General features: G+C 46.1%; 12 protein-coding genes and 1 pseudogene. 8 read left to right on the top strand and 5 right to left on the bottom strand.

Features of this window, described 5'->3' with window-relative positions:
• The first annotated feature begins 12 nt into the window (after positions 1-12).
• Positions 13-912: a UDP-2,3-diacylglucosamine diphosphatase gene (locus tag BST99_RS03865; RefSeq protein WP_105000628.1), complete on the top strand. Its 900-nt coding sequence runs from the start codon at positions 13-15 to the stop codon at positions 910-912.
• Here BST99_RS03865 and BST99_RS03860 read toward each other — a convergent pair.
• Positions 904-3,822 carry an FAD-binding and (Fe-S)-binding domain-containing protein gene (locus tag BST99_RS03860; RefSeq protein WP_105000627.1) on the bottom strand — a complete coding sequence of 973 codons (2,919 nt, stop codon included), beginning with the start codon at positions 3,820-3,822 and terminating at the stop codon, positions 904-906. The genes BST99_RS03865 and BST99_RS03860 overlap by 9 nt on opposite strands.
• A 110-nt stretch (positions 3,823-3,932) precedes the next feature.
• Between BST99_RS03860 and BST99_RS03855 the strand changes: the two genes are divergently transcribed.
• Complete coding sequence (locus BST99_RS03855) at positions 3,933-5,048, top strand: TlpA disulfide reductase family protein (protein WP_105000626.1); 1,116 nt, start codon at positions 3,933-3,935, stop codon at positions 5,046-5,048.
• Between the two features lie 9 nt (positions 5,049-5,057).
• Here the strand turns inward: BST99_RS03855 and BST99_RS03850 are convergent, their stop codons facing one another.
• Entirely contained in the window at positions 5,058-6,674 is a 1,617-nt protein-coding gene (locus tag BST99_RS03850; RefSeq protein ID WP_105000625.1) for an LVIVD repeat-containing protein, read from the bottom strand.
• A gap of 152 nt (positions 6,675-6,826) precedes the next feature.
• Positions 6,827-7,477, bottom strand: a complete 651-nt coding sequence (locus tag BST99_RS03845; protein ID WP_105000624.1) for a rhomboid family intramembrane serine protease — start codon at positions 7,475-7,477, stop codon at positions 6,827-6,829.
• A 49-nt stretch (positions 7,478-7,526) separates the two neighbouring features.
• On the opposite strand from BST99_RS03845, the gene BST99_RS03840 reads away from it, so the two are divergent.
• Together BST99_RS03840 and BST99_RS03835 are read left to right on the top strand one after the other, a co-directional pair.
• Positions 7,527-8,441 (top strand): lysophospholipid acyltransferase family protein, encoded by a 915-nt coding sequence (locus BST99_RS03840; RefSeq protein ID WP_105000623.1) that lies wholly within the window; start codon positions 7,527-7,529, stop codon positions 8,439-8,441.
• A complete protein-coding gene (locus BST99_RS03835) occupies positions 8,438-9,337 on the top strand; it encodes an alpha/beta fold hydrolase (protein WP_105000622.1) in 900 nt (299 codons plus the stop codon). The genes BST99_RS03840 and BST99_RS03835 overlap by 4 nt, the downstream gene beginning before the upstream one ends.
• Here the strand turns inward: BST99_RS03835 and glmM are convergent.
• Positions 9,300-10,692 (bottom strand): annotated as a pseudogene (gene glmM, locus BST99_RS03830) (phosphoglucosamine mutase). The gene BST99_RS03835 and the pseudogene glmM overlap by 38 nt on opposite strands.
• 73 nt (positions 10,693-10,765) lie before the next feature.
• Here glmM and BST99_RS03825 point away from each other — a divergent pair.
• From BST99_RS03825 to BST99_RS03810, 4 genes are all read left to right on the top strand, one after another.
• Entirely contained in the window at positions 10,766-11,377 is a 612-nt protein-coding gene (locus BST99_RS03825) for an acyl carrier protein phosphodiesterase (protein ID WP_105000621.1), read from the top strand.
• Positions 11,347-13,035 carry a gamma-glutamyltransferase gene (gene ggt, locus BST99_RS03820; protein ID WP_105000620.1) on the top strand — a complete coding sequence of 563 codons (1,689 nt, stop codon included), beginning with the start codon at positions 11,347-11,349 and terminating at the stop codon, positions 13,033-13,035. Before BST99_RS03825 ends, ggt begins: the two co-directional genes overlap by 31 nt.
• 40 nt (positions 13,036-13,075) lie before the next feature.
• Positions 13,076-14,002 carry an ATP-grasp domain-containing protein gene (locus tag BST99_RS03815; protein WP_105000619.1) on the top strand — a complete coding sequence of 309 codons (927 nt, stop codon included), beginning with the start codon at positions 13,076-13,078 and terminating at the stop codon, positions 14,000-14,002.
• A 117-nt stretch (positions 14,003-14,119) separates the two neighbouring features.
• The gene (locus BST99_RS03810; protein ID WP_105000618.1) at positions 14,120-14,713 is read left to right on the top strand and encodes a hypothetical protein; all 594 of its coding nucleotides are present in this window, start codon (positions 14,120-14,122) and stop codon (positions 14,711-14,713) included.
• A gap of 2 nt (positions 14,714-14,715) precedes the next feature.
• Here the strand turns inward: BST99_RS03810 and BST99_RS03805 are convergent, their stop codons facing one another.
• A complete protein-coding gene (locus BST99_RS03805) occupies positions 14,716-15,480 on the bottom strand; it encodes a LexA family transcriptional regulator (RefSeq protein ID WP_105000617.1) in 765 nt (254 codons plus the stop codon).
• Between the last annotated feature and the right edge of the window lie 104 nt (positions 15,481-15,584).

The following is a 15,584-nucleotide window of genomic DNA, read 5'->3' as shown; positions in this document are numbered from 1 at the left end:
AATGATTAGAAGTTGAAAAAGAGGAAGATAGATTTAGCGGTTATCTCGGATGTGCACTTGGGTACTTACGGGTGTCAGGCGGACGAGCTCATCGCTTATTTGAGCAGTATACAGCCCAAAAAACTCATCCTCAACGGCGATATCATCGATATTTGGCAATTTAGCAAGCGCTATTTTCCCCCTTCCCACCTCAAAGTGCTCAAAAAGATTATCGGCATGGCTTCTAAGGGAACAGAAGTCTATTACATCACGGGCAATCATGACGAGATGTTGCGGAAATTCACCGATACCGACATGGGCAACATAAAAATCATCAACAAACTTGTTTTGGAGCTGGATGGTGGCAAAAAAGCCTGGATATTCCACGGGGATGTTTTTGATGTTTCGATTCAAAATGCGAAATGGCTTGCCAAGCTTGGAGGCTACGGATATGATATGTTAATCATGATCAATAGCGCTGTTAATTGGGGCCTCAAAAAATTGGGAAGAGAACGATACTCCCTTTCCAAAAGAATTAAAAGCAGTGTAAAGGGAGCCGTGAAGTACATCAGTAATTTTGAACGAACTGCGGCTGAGTTGGCCATTGAAAACGGATACGACTATGTTATCTGTGGGCATATCCACCAACCTCGAAAAGAGATTATTGAAAATAAAAATGGCTCAACCCTCTATTTAAACGCTGGTGATTGGGTAGAAAACCTAACCGCTTTAGAGTACAGCTTTAAACGTTGGAGAGTATACCACTACAACCACGACAAGCTGTCCCCCTTTTATGTGGATGAGGAACTCAAAGAAATGGATATGAATGAGCTCATTGCAACCATAACCAACAAAGAAGAGTTTCTAAAAAATATCGAGGTCCATCAAGACGACAAAGACGAAGCTAAAGCCAAAGCCAAAGACTTAGACTAAGGCGCGATTCAGGATTTGAATAGGGTGTAATCCCAATCTGCCGGTCCCATCCTCTATTTGGTGTCTACAACTGGTTCCGTTAGCCGCAACAATCACCTCTTTGGACAGCTTGCGAATCCTTGGAAAGAGCTTCAACTCTCCTATCTTCATACTGACCTCGTAATGCTCCTTTTCATAGCCAAAAGACCCAGCCATGCCACAACAGCCAGTGGGCATTAGACGGACCTTGTAATTGGCCGGAATACCTAGAACATCGCAGCTGACTTTGGAATCACTCAGCGCCTTTTGGTGGCAATGCACATGGAGTTGAATTTCTTTTTCTTCCGAGGTGAATTGCTCCGGGGACATATGCCCTGCTTCCAACTGCTTGGCCAAGAACTCCTCGACCAAAAAGCTATTGTTCGCAAGCTTTTGGACTTGTTCTGAGAGTAAACCGAAGCGGTTGTACTCGTCCCGAAAGCTGAGTAAAGCGGAGGGCTCTACCCCGAGAATAGGCTTTCCTTGCTCCAAATAAGGAGTGAGTGTTTTGAGGTTCTCTTCCGCACATCGCTTGGCTTGTCGAAGAAAACCTTTGGACAAGAATGTTCGACCACTCTCGCCATAAACCACTTCCACGGAATAGCCCAAGCCCCAAAGAAGCTCAAGCGCCTCTTGGCCAATTTGCGTATCCATATAGCGGGTAAATTCATCCACGTACAAGACGATCCCTTCCTTCTTCGCCGTTTTCGAAAACTGAGCTTTTAAGCGTTTATTGAGCTTTTCAAAATCCAATTTGTGCACCAAGGGCAATTTTCGCTTGGGTGCAATCCCATTGACCTTTTTGATCAATCCAGAGCTCAAGGGATTCTTATACAGGGCATTGGATAAAAAGGGCACGCGACTGGCCATCCGGTTGAGGGTGGTACTGTACGCAAATGCCTTACTCCGTGTCGAATAGCCTTTGGATTCTTGGTATTGAAATTGTACTTCCGACTTGAGAACCGCCATATCCACATTACTAGGACACTCTCGAGCGCAAGCCTTACAACTGATGCACAAATCCAGTACTTCTTTGAGTTCTTCCTGATCCGCGTTTTGCTCGGTGAGGTACTCTCTCAGTGCATTGGCCCTGGCGCGGGTACTGTCTTTTTCTTCTCGTGTTGCCTGGTAGCTGGGACACATGGCGCCAGCCGCCTCCGCAGACTTTCGGCAATCACCACTTCCATTGCATTTTTCTGTCGCACGAACGATACCGAGGCTGTCTGAAAAGTCTAAGAAGGATTGCACCTCCGGTTCCTGACGATCGACCTCGTAACGCAAGGCTTTATCCATCGGATAAGGATCCACAATTTTACCTGGATTCAGGATTCCGAGGGGATCAAAGAGCCGCTTCACCTCGCGAAGGAGTTCGTAGTTCTCTTCCCCGATCATCAGTGGAATAAACTCCGCTCTTACAATTCCATCTCCGTGTTCCCCACTAAAACTTCCCTGGTATTTCTTCGTGAGTTCTGCCACGGCTTGGGTTATTTGACGAAACAGAGCTACATCAGCGGATTCTTTTAGGTTAAGAATCGGTCGTAGATGTAACTCCCCGGCTCCGGCATGGGCGTAGTAGACGGCCTCTTGGCCAAAATCCTCCATCAAGGAGGCAAATTCATCAATAAAAGGCTGCAAATCTTCTAAGGCGACAGCCGTATCTTCTATGCAGGCTACTGCTTTGCGATCACCAACAATGTTTCCCAAGAGTCCCAAACCGGCTTTTCTTAAAGACAAAGCCTTATTGACTTCTTCCCCAAAAAGCACAGGGCTGGCATAGGCGTGGCCGTTATCCTGAATAGTCGATTGCAAGGCCGCGATTTGCTCTTTAAGACCGGATCGCGAATCTGCACGAAGCTCCAGCATCAAGAGGGCAGCCGGATCTCCTTCCACAAATTTGCGGTTTTCGGCCTGCTCAATATTGTTTTTGGTACAATCCAAGATGATCTTATCCATCATCTCGCAGGTATAGAGGTGATGACTCATCAAGGGTTTAACGTCGTGCAAACAGGCCTGAAGGCTCTGGTAATGGGTAACCACCATGGCCGATTCAACCGGTGGCAAGGGATCGAGTTGAATACACACGGCCAGGGTAATGGCTAACGTGCCTTCACTCCCGGCCAATAATTGCCCTAGGTGAGCGGGCTGCTGACTAGAAGCCGAAAACACTTCCGTATCTAATAGTTCATCAATGGCATACCCCGTATTTCTGCGGTGAATTTCCGGTTTTGGAAAGTTCTCTCGTATACGGGTTTGGGTTTCTTCTTCTCCTAGGAGTTCTTCTAGACGGCGGTAAAGCTCTCCTTCCCTATTCTCTTGCTCTGACCGTTTTTTCCATTCGGCCTTGGAGACCGATTTAAACTCTACCTGACTTCCATCAGCCAATAAGGTCTTGACCGAAACTACTTTGTCTCGCGTTACCCCGTAGCGAATGGAGGTAGTACCCGAGGAGTTGTTACCCAGCATACCACCGATCATACACCGATTAGCAGTTGAGGTATTGGGGCCAAAAAAGAGACCATGGGGTTTCAGAAAGCGATTGAGATCGTCTCGAATCACTCCCGGTTCCACCCAAATTTGCTTTTTCTCGGGGTCAAAATCAAGAATTCGCGTAAAATGCCGAGACACATCCATCACAATGCCCTCCCCTACACATTGCCCTGCGAGAGAAGTACCAGCAGTCCTTGGAATGATACCCGTTTGGGTTTTCCGTGCAAAATCCAATAGGCGGTTGATGTCCTCCTCGTTCTTCGGATAAGCTACTGCCTGAGGAACCCGCCGGTAAACCGAGGCGTCTGTCGCGTAGATACGGCGGTGCAGGTCGTCTCGTTTAATTTCTCCTTTAAAATCGTCTTCCAACGATTTCCAATCCTTCTCGGTCACAGCTTCCCTCATAGAAAATCGAAATTAAATCATAATTACCAACAGTGGAATTCGAGACGGAAAAAAAGCCGATTCTGAGCAAAAAATGCCCAAACTTGCTACCTTTGAGACAAATTAGAAGAATGAAGAAGATCATGCCTTGGATCGGGGTTTTAGCTCTGTTGATTGGATGTCAAAATGATAAAGATGGCTTTACACTCGAAGGAAGTGTAAGCGGAGTATTGACCGATAGCACGAAAGTGTATTTGCAAAAGCGGGATTCTTTAGGTCGGTTTCAACCGATAGATACGGCCCTGATCGTCGATGAGCACTTCGAGTTTACAGGCAAAGTGGAAGAAGTTGACCTGTACACCCTCAAATTCGATTCTCGTCGCGGCGGAACGCTTGCACCTGTAATCCTCGAAAATGCAGAGATCAGTTTTAAATCACCCATTGACAGTTTGGCCTATATGACCGTAAAAGGGACCGAGCAGAATGAGTGGTTGATGGAATTCATGGACCAAACCCGAACCATGAATGAAATTGGCACTACCCTGCGTGATGATATGCGCAAGGCCTACTACGCTCAGGATTCAGTGGCCTATGCAGCCTTGATCGAAGAATCACAAGAATTGGTTCAAAAGAACCTGGATTTTGCAAAAACCTTTATCGGAAATCACCCTAAATCCTTGATGTCCTTAACCTTGATGGAGGATTTGGTCAACCGAAAAAGTCTACCGGTAATCACCGTTGACAGCCTTTACCAGCTTTTAGATGAAGACCTGAAAAGACGCCCTATCGGAGAAAAGATCAAGGTTTTTATAGACAAAGAAAAGCCCATCAGTGTTGGGGCTATCGCGCCTGATTTCATTGGTCCAGACCCTGATGGGAATGAGCTGATTCTATCCGAAGTACGGGGTAAAGTGACCCTCGTTGACTTTTGGGCTGCTTGGTGTAAGCCTTGTCGAATGGAAAACCCCAATGTTAAGCGGGTTTATGAACAATACAAAGACAAGGGTTTTACCGTGATCGGAGTTTCGCTTGATAAAAACGCGGAAGAATGGGCGGAAGCAATTGCCCAGGACGGTTTGGAGTGGAATCACGTAAGTAATCTCATGGCTTGGCAAGATCCAATCGCCAAAATGTACAATGTATCTTCGATCCCAAAAGCCTTCTTGCTTAACGAAGAAGGTAAAATCATCGGTAGGGACCTCAGAGGTGCAGCCTTAGAACAGGCCGTAGCCGCTATTCTCGACTAGAATTCTCTGCTAAAATTTATTCCAGATATCTCGGAAACTGCCCTGTACCGAAGAACTTTCAGCCATCTGGACCGTACCGCGGATCGCCGCGTAGTTGAAATTGGATTCTAAAAATTCGATACGGGCCCCTGGATCGAGAATTAAATCTCCATAGACCACCAACCCTCCGGAAATACGAAGTGTAGCCCCGGCCTTAAGGTGTAGATTCTGGCGTCTGTTATTTCGCCCAACATAAAGTCGGCCTTGCATATCCACAGAACTGTTCTCGTTCAAGTTAACTTCATTGCGAACAGTATAATTGCCACATAAAAGAACATCACCATTTACTGTCATTGATCGCAGGGATTTAGAACCCCGGTAGGCTTCTGTAGTACCTGAAGCAATAATCATGTTGTTTGGACCAGAATAGTTAACCGCGTTTTCACACAAGGCGTTAAAATCTAGAACACGATTTAATTTTATGATCTGCAGACCTTCTCTGCCAGAAGCAGCAAAAATATAATCACCTTGAGAAGCGACATAGTTGATCGATCCCTCAAGCTCTACGACGCCCAAAAATTCGTTTTGTCGTTCCCTATCGATCAGGGCTAGACCGGCACCTCCATTGGCCATGAGCCAGAGTTCCTGGTTTAGAGCAGCGGCATTAGTCACCCGGTCTCCTCCATCAACACCCTCTGGATTAACTGGAATAGAAATTGTTGCCTCTTGTTGCCCGGTGACGAGGTTGTACAGACTACTTCCGCTGCGGCCTTCTGCCAGAGCAACTTTATCCTCTGCAAAAGAAATACTTCTCTTTTCGGCTAGGCCAAAATTCAAGTTGACAGGGATTTCGACCTGGGTTTCCATATTTGAATTCAACAAGCGAATACCATAAGAGCCGTCCAAAGTGGCAATTTGCCCGTCCCGTATGGCCAGGGACCGCAAATCCTGAAAAGAGGCTTCTGCTTGGGTTTCTAATTCTTCATTGTAGCGGGTCAAACTTCCATCCTGTCCACTACTCACCCAAATCCCCTGCGTATTGATTCCAACATCTGTGGCAACAAAACCTTCTTGAAAGCCAAATTTTACTCCAGACCCTAAAGAGAATCGACCATTGGCTATGGGTAGTCGGGCAACAAAGGAATTCGTTGGGGCCAGATCAGATTGCTCTGCGTCCACCCCACCCACAGCAAAGACATAGTTGTTGTGATAGGCCAAGGCACTAACATCGGCATTGGTAAAGTAAACACGGGATTGTACTACAGGACTTTCTGGGTTGGCTATATTGATAATATCAATAGCTCCTTGGTAAACGGCGTCAGGCGTATTGTACGAAACATAGATGAGATCGTCGTGTATGTCGACATGAGTGGCCGTCATTTGTTGTACACCTTGGTAGGCTGGTGGTTGGATCTGAGCGACAAGGGTTAGCGGATAGTTTCCGGCCTGTGTCTTTTTTTGAGAGGCCAGTTCCCAATTGTTGAGATCAAGTACACCACTCTTATCAAAGTTTACACTGGATTGAAGTTCTACTTCATTTGTAATAACATCCATCGATGTTACGGCATCCTGAAATACTTGGGTTTCGTCAGAACAACCTATCAATACTAAAAAAGCAAATAAAAGGAAAGAGTAGATACTTCGCATAAATCCGGTTTTTGCATTCGATTGGGAAAAAAAAGAACGCCTCCCGGATCTAGTATCTTATATGAATGGTGCAAATTTTTCGATGAACTGCACAGAATCAATGAAATATATTCAGAATATAGATATTTTCTTACTGTAATTCGCAATATTTCTTACAGCTTCCCTAAGCGTTCGAGAATAAACATTAGGACAATCGGAACGGCCATAATGAGGACGATAAAGGTATCGGTCTGAAGTAAATAGGGCGAAAAAACCAAGGTGGTTGCATAGCCCCCTATGGCGCCTCCAAAATGCGCGGTATGCCCAATATTCCCTACCCGGGTTTTCATACCGTAAATGGAATAGAGCAAATAAAGAATCCCCAGCACGTAGGCCGGCAAGGGAATGGGAATGAACATAAGGGCCAGGGTCATGTCAGGCTGTAACAAGATCGCCGAATACAATATGCCTGTAACCGCACCACTCGCACCCACAGCACTGTAATAAGGCTCATTGCGGTGGAAGGATAAGGCCAAAAGGCTCCCGGTAAAAAGACTAACCCCGTAAATCAATAAAAACCGCCAATCTCCAAAGGCATAAATCACGACATTGGCAAAGAAATACAAGGTCACCATATTAAATAACAGATGACGGTTATCAACGTGTAAGAACCCGGAAGTAAACATGCGGTCCCATTGGCGAGCCTTGATCGCACCAACCTGGAATTTATACCGGTCAAAAAAACGAGAATCACCAAATCCTTTCATGGTCACCACCACATTCAAAAGGATCAGCGCCAGAGTGGCTATTTCGATAGAGGGCATGCGGGTCTTTTGGCCTCAAATATAGCTATATTTGTGCATACTTTTTTCTATGTCCCTACTGGTCTATTGCCTTGTATACCCTGTCATTTGGGGGATTTCCAGACTTCCTTTTTCGGTTATTTACCTGTTATCGGATCTGCTTTATTTTTGGCTGTACCGCGTCTTCGGATACCGCAAAAAAGTGGTGGTCGAGAACCTGGCCTTGGCTTTTCCGGAAAAATCAGATGCTGAAAGAAAAGCAATTGAGGTTGAATTTTATCGCCATTTGTGCGATGTCTTTCTTGAGATGGCCAAATCCCTTGGCATGAGTACTAAGGAGATGGAAAAACGCTTCTTTGTCGAAGACTTAGGGCCTCTTGAGCAAATGGATAAAGATGGAGTTTCGGTTATTCTCAACGGTGGACACCTGGCGAGTTGGGAATGGGGTATGGCCCTGAATAGGCGTGTGCATAACCTGAAAGCCTTTGGAATCTACAAGCCCTTGGCCAATCCTTATTTTGATCGCCTGGCCAAAAGGATTCGAGGCAAGTGGGGAACTCGCCTCATTTCGACTTCAGAAACCAAAGAGATCGTTGGAGAAAACATAAAGAACAACATCCCTTCTATTTACGGGATGCTCAGCGACCAATCTCCCATGGCCATAAAAGCCGATTATTGGCGCTCCTTTATGGGGGTTTCTGTTCCTGTTCATACGGGAGCCGAAAAACTCGCTCGTCGTTGGGATTTACCTATGCTCTTTATGCGGGTCGAAAAAGTCAAACGAGGGCACTACAAATGCCGGATCGAAATGCTACAAGAAGGATCTCGGGATACCGAACGATTTGAGATTACCAACACCTACTTAGATCGAGTAGAAGAAGCCATTGCAGCTCAACCCCAATACTACCTTTGGACCCATAAACGCTTTAAACACAGAAACAAAGATCCCAAAGACTACAATGCCTTTGTACGCGAAGAGTCATGAGTACAACCCGACGATTTAAAAAAAGATACCTCCTCTTACTTCCTGTCCTGATATTCCCCTTTTTCTCGGACAGTTGTATGCGTATGCGCATGGCACCAGAAGAAACGGCGGTTTACTTTGAATCCAATGGCATTTCCTTTCAGGACAAAACAGCGGTCTTGGGAGACTATGAACTGCACTACATAGAAACAGGAGACCCCACCGCTCACACCTTGCTGATGCTTCACGGGTCCCCGGGTGCCTGGGACGCTTACAAAACCTACCTAAGCGACCCTGTTCTTGCAGAGCAGTTTCGTTTGGTCGCGGTTGATCGCCCTGGCTTTGGTTTTACTTCATTTGGCTCCAGCATGAACCTGAATCAACAAGCCGAACTCCTGACGCAGTTTGCCCGAAGTATAGATAACCAAAAAGGATTTACCCTCATGGGGCATTCCTACGGGGGGCCCTTGACGGTGGCTATGGGCATTAAAGGTCAAGATGTATTTGAGCGGCTGGTTGTGGTCGCCGGCTCCCTTGATCCTGCGGCTGAAAAGCCAGAAAAATGGAGAATCCCTATAAAGGCCTTTCCTCTTAAATACTATGTTCCCGGTTCTTTACGGACTTCAAACGAAGAACTCTGGATGCTAAAAGAAGATCTGTATGACCTTGCTCCTAAGCTTAAAGAAGTTACGCAGGAGGTCTACCTGATCCACGGAACAGAAGATATGCTGGTGCCCTACTCCAATGTTCCCTTTATGGAAAAAGAAATGTCTTCGGCTCGTTCCATACGAACCTGGACCATGCCTGACAAAAATCACTTTATCCTCTGGGAAGAAGAATCCGCCATCAAGGATTCTTTACTTGTTTGGATGAAGCCTGCTAAGCCAGTCCAGCCAATTGACTCAATTCTTCAATAAAACGATCCGCGAGCTCATCAGCGGCCTCTTGGGATTGGGCCTCCGTATAAATGCGGATAATAGGTTCGGTATTGGACTTCCGTAAATGTACCCAGTTTTCCGCAAAATCGATTTTAACGCCATCAATCGTACTGATTTCCTCCTTTTTGTAGCGCTCAAAATGGACTTTAGAATTCCATCCACATCCAATTCCGGGGTGAGCTGAATTTTCTTTTTACTCATGTAATAGGCCGGATAGGAGGCCCGTAGATCCGCTACACTCATCTTCTTTTCAATCAAAAGCATCAAGAAAAGTGCCGTCCCTACCAAAGCATCCCGGCCATAATGACTCGCAGGATAAATGATTCCTCCATTGCCTTCGCCTCCGATGACCGCCCCGACTTCCTTCATTTTTGTGACCACATTAACCTCTCCTACTGCGGCAGCGTAGTACTCCTGACCGTGCTGTCGCGTCACATCGCGTAAGGCTCTTGAGGAAGAAAGGTTAGAAACGGTTGGGCCAGGATTTTTACTCAGAATATAATCTGCACAAGCGACCAGGGTGTACTCTTCCCCGAACATTTCCCCTTCGTTACTGATGAATGCCAATCGATCCACATCGGGATCTACAACAATTCCAAAATCAGCCTTTTCCTCTACTACTTTGGCACAGATATCTCCCAGATGCTCCTTCAGAGGCTCTGGATTATGCGGGAAATGCCCGGTTGGCTCACAATACAATTCCACCACTTCAACACCCAATGCCTTCAACAACTTAGGAATCGCCCAGCCTCCTGTGCTGTTTACCCCGTCAACAACGACTTTAAATCCTGCTTTGCGAATTTCTTCTGCTTCAACCCAATCCAGAGCGAGAACTTCGTCCACGTGGATATCCAGGTAAGCATCATTGGTCACCCGATCTCCCAGTTCATCGACTTCAGCAAAGACGAAATCTTCCTGTTCTGCAATTTCCAGAATTTTCTGACCTTCAACTCCATCCAGAAATTCTCCTTTTTGGTTCAGGAGTTTCAAGGCATTCCATTGCTTAGGGTTATGGCTGGCGGTGAGGATGATCCCTCCATCTGCTTTCTCCAGAGGTACTGCAATTTCGACCGTTGGGGTAGTCGAAAGCCCGAGGTCAATTATAGAAATACCCAATCCAACCAGGGTTTCCATAACCAAGTTCTGAATCATTCGCCCGGATAAGCGCGCATCCCGACCAACAACAACGATGAGTTTTTCTTTCGAAGGATTCTGGCTTTTAGCCAAGTACCGTAAGCGGCAGCGAACTTGACAGCATCCAAAGGGGTAAGATTATCTGCTGGAGGTCCTCCGATAGTTCCTCGAATTCCTGAGATGGATTTGATCAGTGTCATGAAATTGGTAAAAATTTTTACAAATATAAGGGCTTGGGTAGCGGATGAGGAAGGGTCTTTGTAATTTCATCCAGTGAATTTTCTCGCTCACATTTACTTGTCTTTTGACCAAAAGGAAATTGTCCTCGGTAACTTCTTTGCTGATCACATTAAAGGGAATCGGATCAGTCACTTTCCTAAGGGGGTACAGCAAGGCATCATGCTTCATCGAGCAATTGACAGCTATACCGACAGTCACCCTGCGGCAAGAGCAAGCAGCAAACTTCTACATGCAACACAGGGCCACTACTCCAGAGTGATCGTCGATATCTTCTACGATCATTTTCTGGCGGTACATTGGGATCAGTATTCCGATATTCCTTTGGAACGGTATACCCAGGATTTTTACCAGCACCTGGAAGAAAATTTCGAGCTTCTCCCGGAGAAGACACAGCATATTTTACCGTATATCAAAGCGCAAGACTGGCTCTTGAACTACCGGGAATGGGATGGCTTGGAAGAAGCCTTTGGGGGGCTAGATCGCAGAACCAAAGGGCGATCCAATATGTTAATGGCTACTCGAGATCTACGGAAAAACTACAGCGCTTTTGAAGGCGACTTCTTCGCCCTTTTTGCGGATTTGATTACCTTTTCGCAGAAGAAACTCGAAGAACTATGCGGAGACTCATTTACCTCGGAGTACTAATCCTTTTTACGGCTTGCGGGCCTAAAATTATTCCTTCTAAACCTACAGGGCTGGTCAGTAAACAGGCTATGGTCGTGGCCGCCAGAGAAGAAGCGGCCGCCGTTGGAGTCAGTATTATGGAAAAAGGAGGAAACGCCTTTGATGCCATGGTCGGAACTGAACTCGCGCTGGCCGTCACCTATCCTTTCGCAGGAAATATTGGTGGAGGTGGATTTATGGTTTTTCGATTGGCCGATGGACAAACAGGTGGTTTGGATTACCGAGAAAAAGCTCCTCTTGCAGCCCATAAAGACATGTATCTGGATTCCTTGGGTAATGTAATTCCCGAGATGAGTACCAAAGGGGCGACAGCGGTTGGTGTACCCGGAACGCTGGCAGGAATGAAAGCCGTTCATGAGCGATTTGGAAGTCTTCCATGGGAGGAATTACTGGAACCCGTCATTGCATTACTGGAAAAAGGGGTTCCCGCAACAGAAAAGCAAGCAGCTCGTCTAGGCCGTGTTCAGGAGGTGTTTAGAGAGGTCAATGGAGATAATACTGCACATTTCGAAAACGTAAAAGCCGGAGATACTCTGTTCTACCCGGCCCTGCTAAATACCTTTCGCCGGATCGCCAAAAACGGGCCTGATGAGTTTTATAAGGGGGATATGGCCAAAGAGTTAGCGGCTTTTATGCAGGAACAAGGAGGCTTTATAACAGAAGAAGATCTTGCTCGCTATGAAGCTGTTTGGCGAGACCCCGTGGTTTTTGACTATAAAAAATTAAGGGTCATCTCCATGAGTCCGCCCAGCAGTGGAGGGATGACTATGAGACAAATATTGGGGATGATGGAGCCTTACAATCTCCGGAAAATGGGCCATAATTCAGCCGCAAGCATTCAACTTTTCTCTGAGGCCGCAAGAAGAGCCTATGCGGATCGAAATTACTTTTTGGGAGATCCTGATTTTGTAAGCATTCCAAAAGAAACCCTCTTAGACAAAAAGTACCTGAAAGACCGCATGAAAGGATTTAGCTTTGATCGAGCTACCCCCTCTGCAGATGTGACTTATGGCAATATTGAAGTGGTCGAATCGGATGAAACAACCCACTACTCTATTGTTGATCCCTTTGGCAATTCCGTATCTGTAACGACAACCCTCAATGGAGCCTACGGATCCAAATTGTACTGCGCTCCCCTCGGGTTCTTTTTGAATAACGAAATGGATGACTTTAGCGCTAAACCAGGAGTCCCCAACATGTTTGGACTCGTAGGAGCCGAGGCCAACAGCATTGCGCCAGAAAAGAGAATGTTGAGCAGCATGACCCCTACCATTGTTGAACAAAACGGAAAGCTTTGGCTGGTGGTCGGTACCCCTGGCGGCTCCACGATTATAACGGCGGTAGCTCAGACCATTCTCAATGTATATGAGCACGGAATGAGTATGCAAGAGGCTGTAAATGCTCCCCGAATTCACCACCAAGGTGTCCCCGACTTATTGATGTTTGAGCCTAACACCATTTCGACAGAAACCATCACCTTACTTAAAAGTAAAGGGTACATTATTAACGAAGGAAGAACTAGAATTATCGGAAAAGTGGACGCCATCCGGGTGCTTCCCAATGGGCAGCTCGAAGGAGGGGCGGATCCACGCGGAGATGATAAAGCCGTTGGCTTTTGAGCCTTTCCCTCCTAACTTTGCTACCTTCTAAACGCCAACTATGAAAGAATGGGATGTTGTTTTGCTCAATAAAAGCGACTACTTACAACCCGAAGACCCAGATCATCTGGTTCAAAACATAATGACCGAAGATGCTTTGCTCAAGACAGCTTTGGAAGGGCTGGGTCTGCGTGTCGTCCGAAAGGCCTGGGATGATCCCGACTTTGACTGGAGCTCCACGAAAACCGCTTTGTTTCGGGCCACTTGGGACTATTTTACTCGAATTGACGAGTTCAAGGGTTGGCTTCAATCGGTTCGAACGCAATGTCAGCTAATCAATTCAGCAGAGCTAATTGAATGGAACCTGGACAAGCACTATTTGCTGGAACTTAAAGAAAAGGGTATTCGCATCCCTAATACTGTTTTGTTAAAAAAAGGCAATAAGAAAAGCTTACAGGAACACTATCAACAGCTTCAAAAGGGAGGTGCTTCCGATAAACGCTGTGTCCTCAAGCCTTGTATTTCTGGAGGTGCTTATCACACCTATCTCATTGAGCCGGAGGAATTGGCCTCTTATGAAGAAACCTACCAAGAACTAATTGCTTCCCATGACTTTTTACTTCAGGAATTTCAAATCCATGTGCCTCTGGAGGGCGAAAGAAGTTACATGGTTTTTGGAGGTGACTACAGTCATGCCGTACTTAAAAAAGCGAAATCAGGAGATTTTCGGGTACAGGATGACTTTGGCGGCAGTCTGTACGAGTGTCGCCCGACAAAGGAAGAACAGCTAATAGCCATGAATGTCGTCAAGGCCTGCCCATTTGAAGCGGTGTATGCACGAGTGGACCTCTTCAAAGACAACGCAGGTCATTGGGCACTGGCAGAAATAGAATTAATTGAACCTGAGCTTTGGTTTAGAAAGGACGAGAATGCAGCCCCTTTACTTGCTAAAGCTGTAAAACACTACCTCGATGAAAAAGAAGCTTAAGTTATTCGGCATCGTTTTGCTTATTTTATTAGGTCTCCTTTTGAGCCTTCCCTGGTTCCTCAGTAAACCTGTACCGCAGGGATCTCCGGGCCCCAAGCTGACGGTTTAGCCATCAAAATGCTGAATGCTTTAAATGATACCATTTATGAGCAAACACGATTTTTAAAGTGGAGTTATCGCGGGGGCGAAAACCGCTACCTCTGGGATAAAGAAATGGGGGTCGTGTGGATGCAGTGGCAGGAACAACGCGCAAAGCTCTTCCTTTCTAACCCATCCAAATCTAAAGCCTGGAAAAATGGGAAATCCTTGGAAGGAGACGAAAAAAAGGAAGTGGTTGAAACGGCGACAGACTTGTTCAATAACGATTCCTTTTGGCTTGTTGCGCCCTATAAGGTATTCGATCCCGGAACTGAAAGACGCTTAGTAGAATGGGAAGGAGAAAAAGCCCTGTTGGTAACTTACCGCACAGGGGGCAGTACGCCCGGTGATAGCTATTTGTGGCTTTTAAATGATGATGGATACCCACGCGCCTATTTGATGTGGGTAAATATTCTTCCCATTGGAGGCCTGGAAGCAAGCTGGGACGATTGGCTCGTCACACAGACGGGAACTTTTCTACCAAAAAGTCATAAGATTGGTCCTGTAACACTTGGCATGGGACCGGTAGAGAGTTATTCCAAGAAAGAAGATATTCCTGCGCTTTATTGGTAAGACTAGGCTTTTGCCCGATTGAGTTCTGCTTTCAGATCAACCATGGACTGCTGTAACTGCTTCAGTAAGGCGCTTTCACTTGTGGTGTCCAGCTGAAAGGTCAGTTTGCTACTCACTTCCCACAGTTCCTGAATTAAAAAGGCTTTAATCTCATAAGGCGGATAATGCTCGTTGAGCGAAACCAATCTAATATTATTTGAGTTGGGTGGTCTTTCAATTTTCTTCACCAAAACGGCGTCTTGCAAAACAACTACATACATACGACCTGGGCTCACCTGATCAATATGTTCAACCGCTCGGGACATCACCCAATCACCCGGTCTCAAACTGGGAAGCATACTGTCCCCCTCTACTTGAAAACCTCTGTAGGTGGCGTTTCGAAATTCCGGAATGGGGAGATCAAAGGCCGGTAATTGCTCATACCAGCTGGTGTCTGCAATATTCTGAGGATATCCTGCAGCGGCTTTCGCATTGACCAAAACCATATTCTCCCGGTCCGAGGAATCTACCGTCACCACTTTGGGCAAGACATCTGCCGACTTGGGCTGTGCGTATTGTTCATTACTCAGGCCGTATAACCAAAGAGGATTAATATTAAATTGGCGCAACAACTCCATCACCACTTTTCCGGACAATTTGGTTTTACCCCTTTCTATATCAGCCGTCGTGGGGCCTATCGCTAGAAGCTCGGCAAACTGGGCCTGTGTATGTCCAAGACTTCTTCTTAGCTCCGAAAACCGCTGTGCACTAATGTCTTTTTCTCCCATTTAACTAGAATATGAATTCAAAAGTAACAAAAAATGGATTAAATCCATCTTCAAGGATTATTTCCATAATTTGGATTATTTCCATACTTTTGACCAAATTCCAA

Origin of the sequence: Aureicoccus marinus, assembly GCF_002954325.1 — a bacterium.
Classification (GTDB): Bacteria; Bacteroidota; Bacteroidia; order Flavobacteriales; family Flavobacteriaceae; genus Aureicoccus; species Aureicoccus marinus.
Note: the sequence above shows the minus strand (reverse complement) of the source record. Positions and strands in the feature narration are given on the sequence as shown.

What these genes read in the sequence shown, in the direction of transcription:
- BST99_RS03815 (WP_105000619.1), top strand. Translation starts at nt 13,076, where the DNA reads ATGAAAGAATGGGATGTTGTTTTGCTCAATAAAAGCGACTACTTACAA.
- BST99_RS03805 (WP_105000617.1), bottom strand. Translation starts at nt 15,480, where the DNA reads ATGGGAGAAAAAGACATTAGTGCACAGCGGTTTTCGGAGCTAAGAAGA.
- BST99_RS03855 (WP_105000626.1), top strand. Translation starts at nt 3,933, where the DNA reads ATGAAGAAGATCATGCCTTGGATCGGGGTTTTAGCTCTGTTGATTGGA.
- BST99_RS03835 (WP_105000622.1), top strand. Translation starts at nt 8,438, where the DNA reads ATGAGTACAACCCGACGATTTAAAAAAAGATACCTCCTCTTACTTCCT.
- BST99_RS03840 (WP_105000623.1), top strand. Translation starts at nt 7,527, where the DNA reads ATGTCCCTACTGGTCTATTGCCTTGTATACCCTGTCATTTGGGGGATT.
- ggt (WP_105000620.1), top strand. Translation starts at nt 11,347, where the DNA reads ATGCGGAGACTCATTTACCTCGGAGTACTAATCCTTTTTACGGCTTGC.
- BST99_RS03845 (WP_105000624.1), bottom strand. Translation starts at nt 7,477, where the DNA reads ATGCCCTCTATCGAAATAGCCACTCTGGCGCTGATCCTTTTGAATGTG.
- BST99_RS03860 (WP_105000627.1), bottom strand. Translation starts at nt 3,822, where the DNA reads ATGAGGGAAGCTGTGACCGAGAAGGATTGGAAATCGTTGGAAGACGAT.
- BST99_RS03850 (WP_105000625.1), bottom strand. Translation starts at nt 6,674, where the DNA reads ATGCGAAGTATCTACTCTTTCCTTTTATTTGCTTTTTTAGTATTGATA.
- BST99_RS03810 (WP_105000618.1), top strand. Translation starts at nt 14,120, where the DNA reads ATGCTGAATGCTTTAAATGATACCATTTATGAGCAAACACGATTTTTA.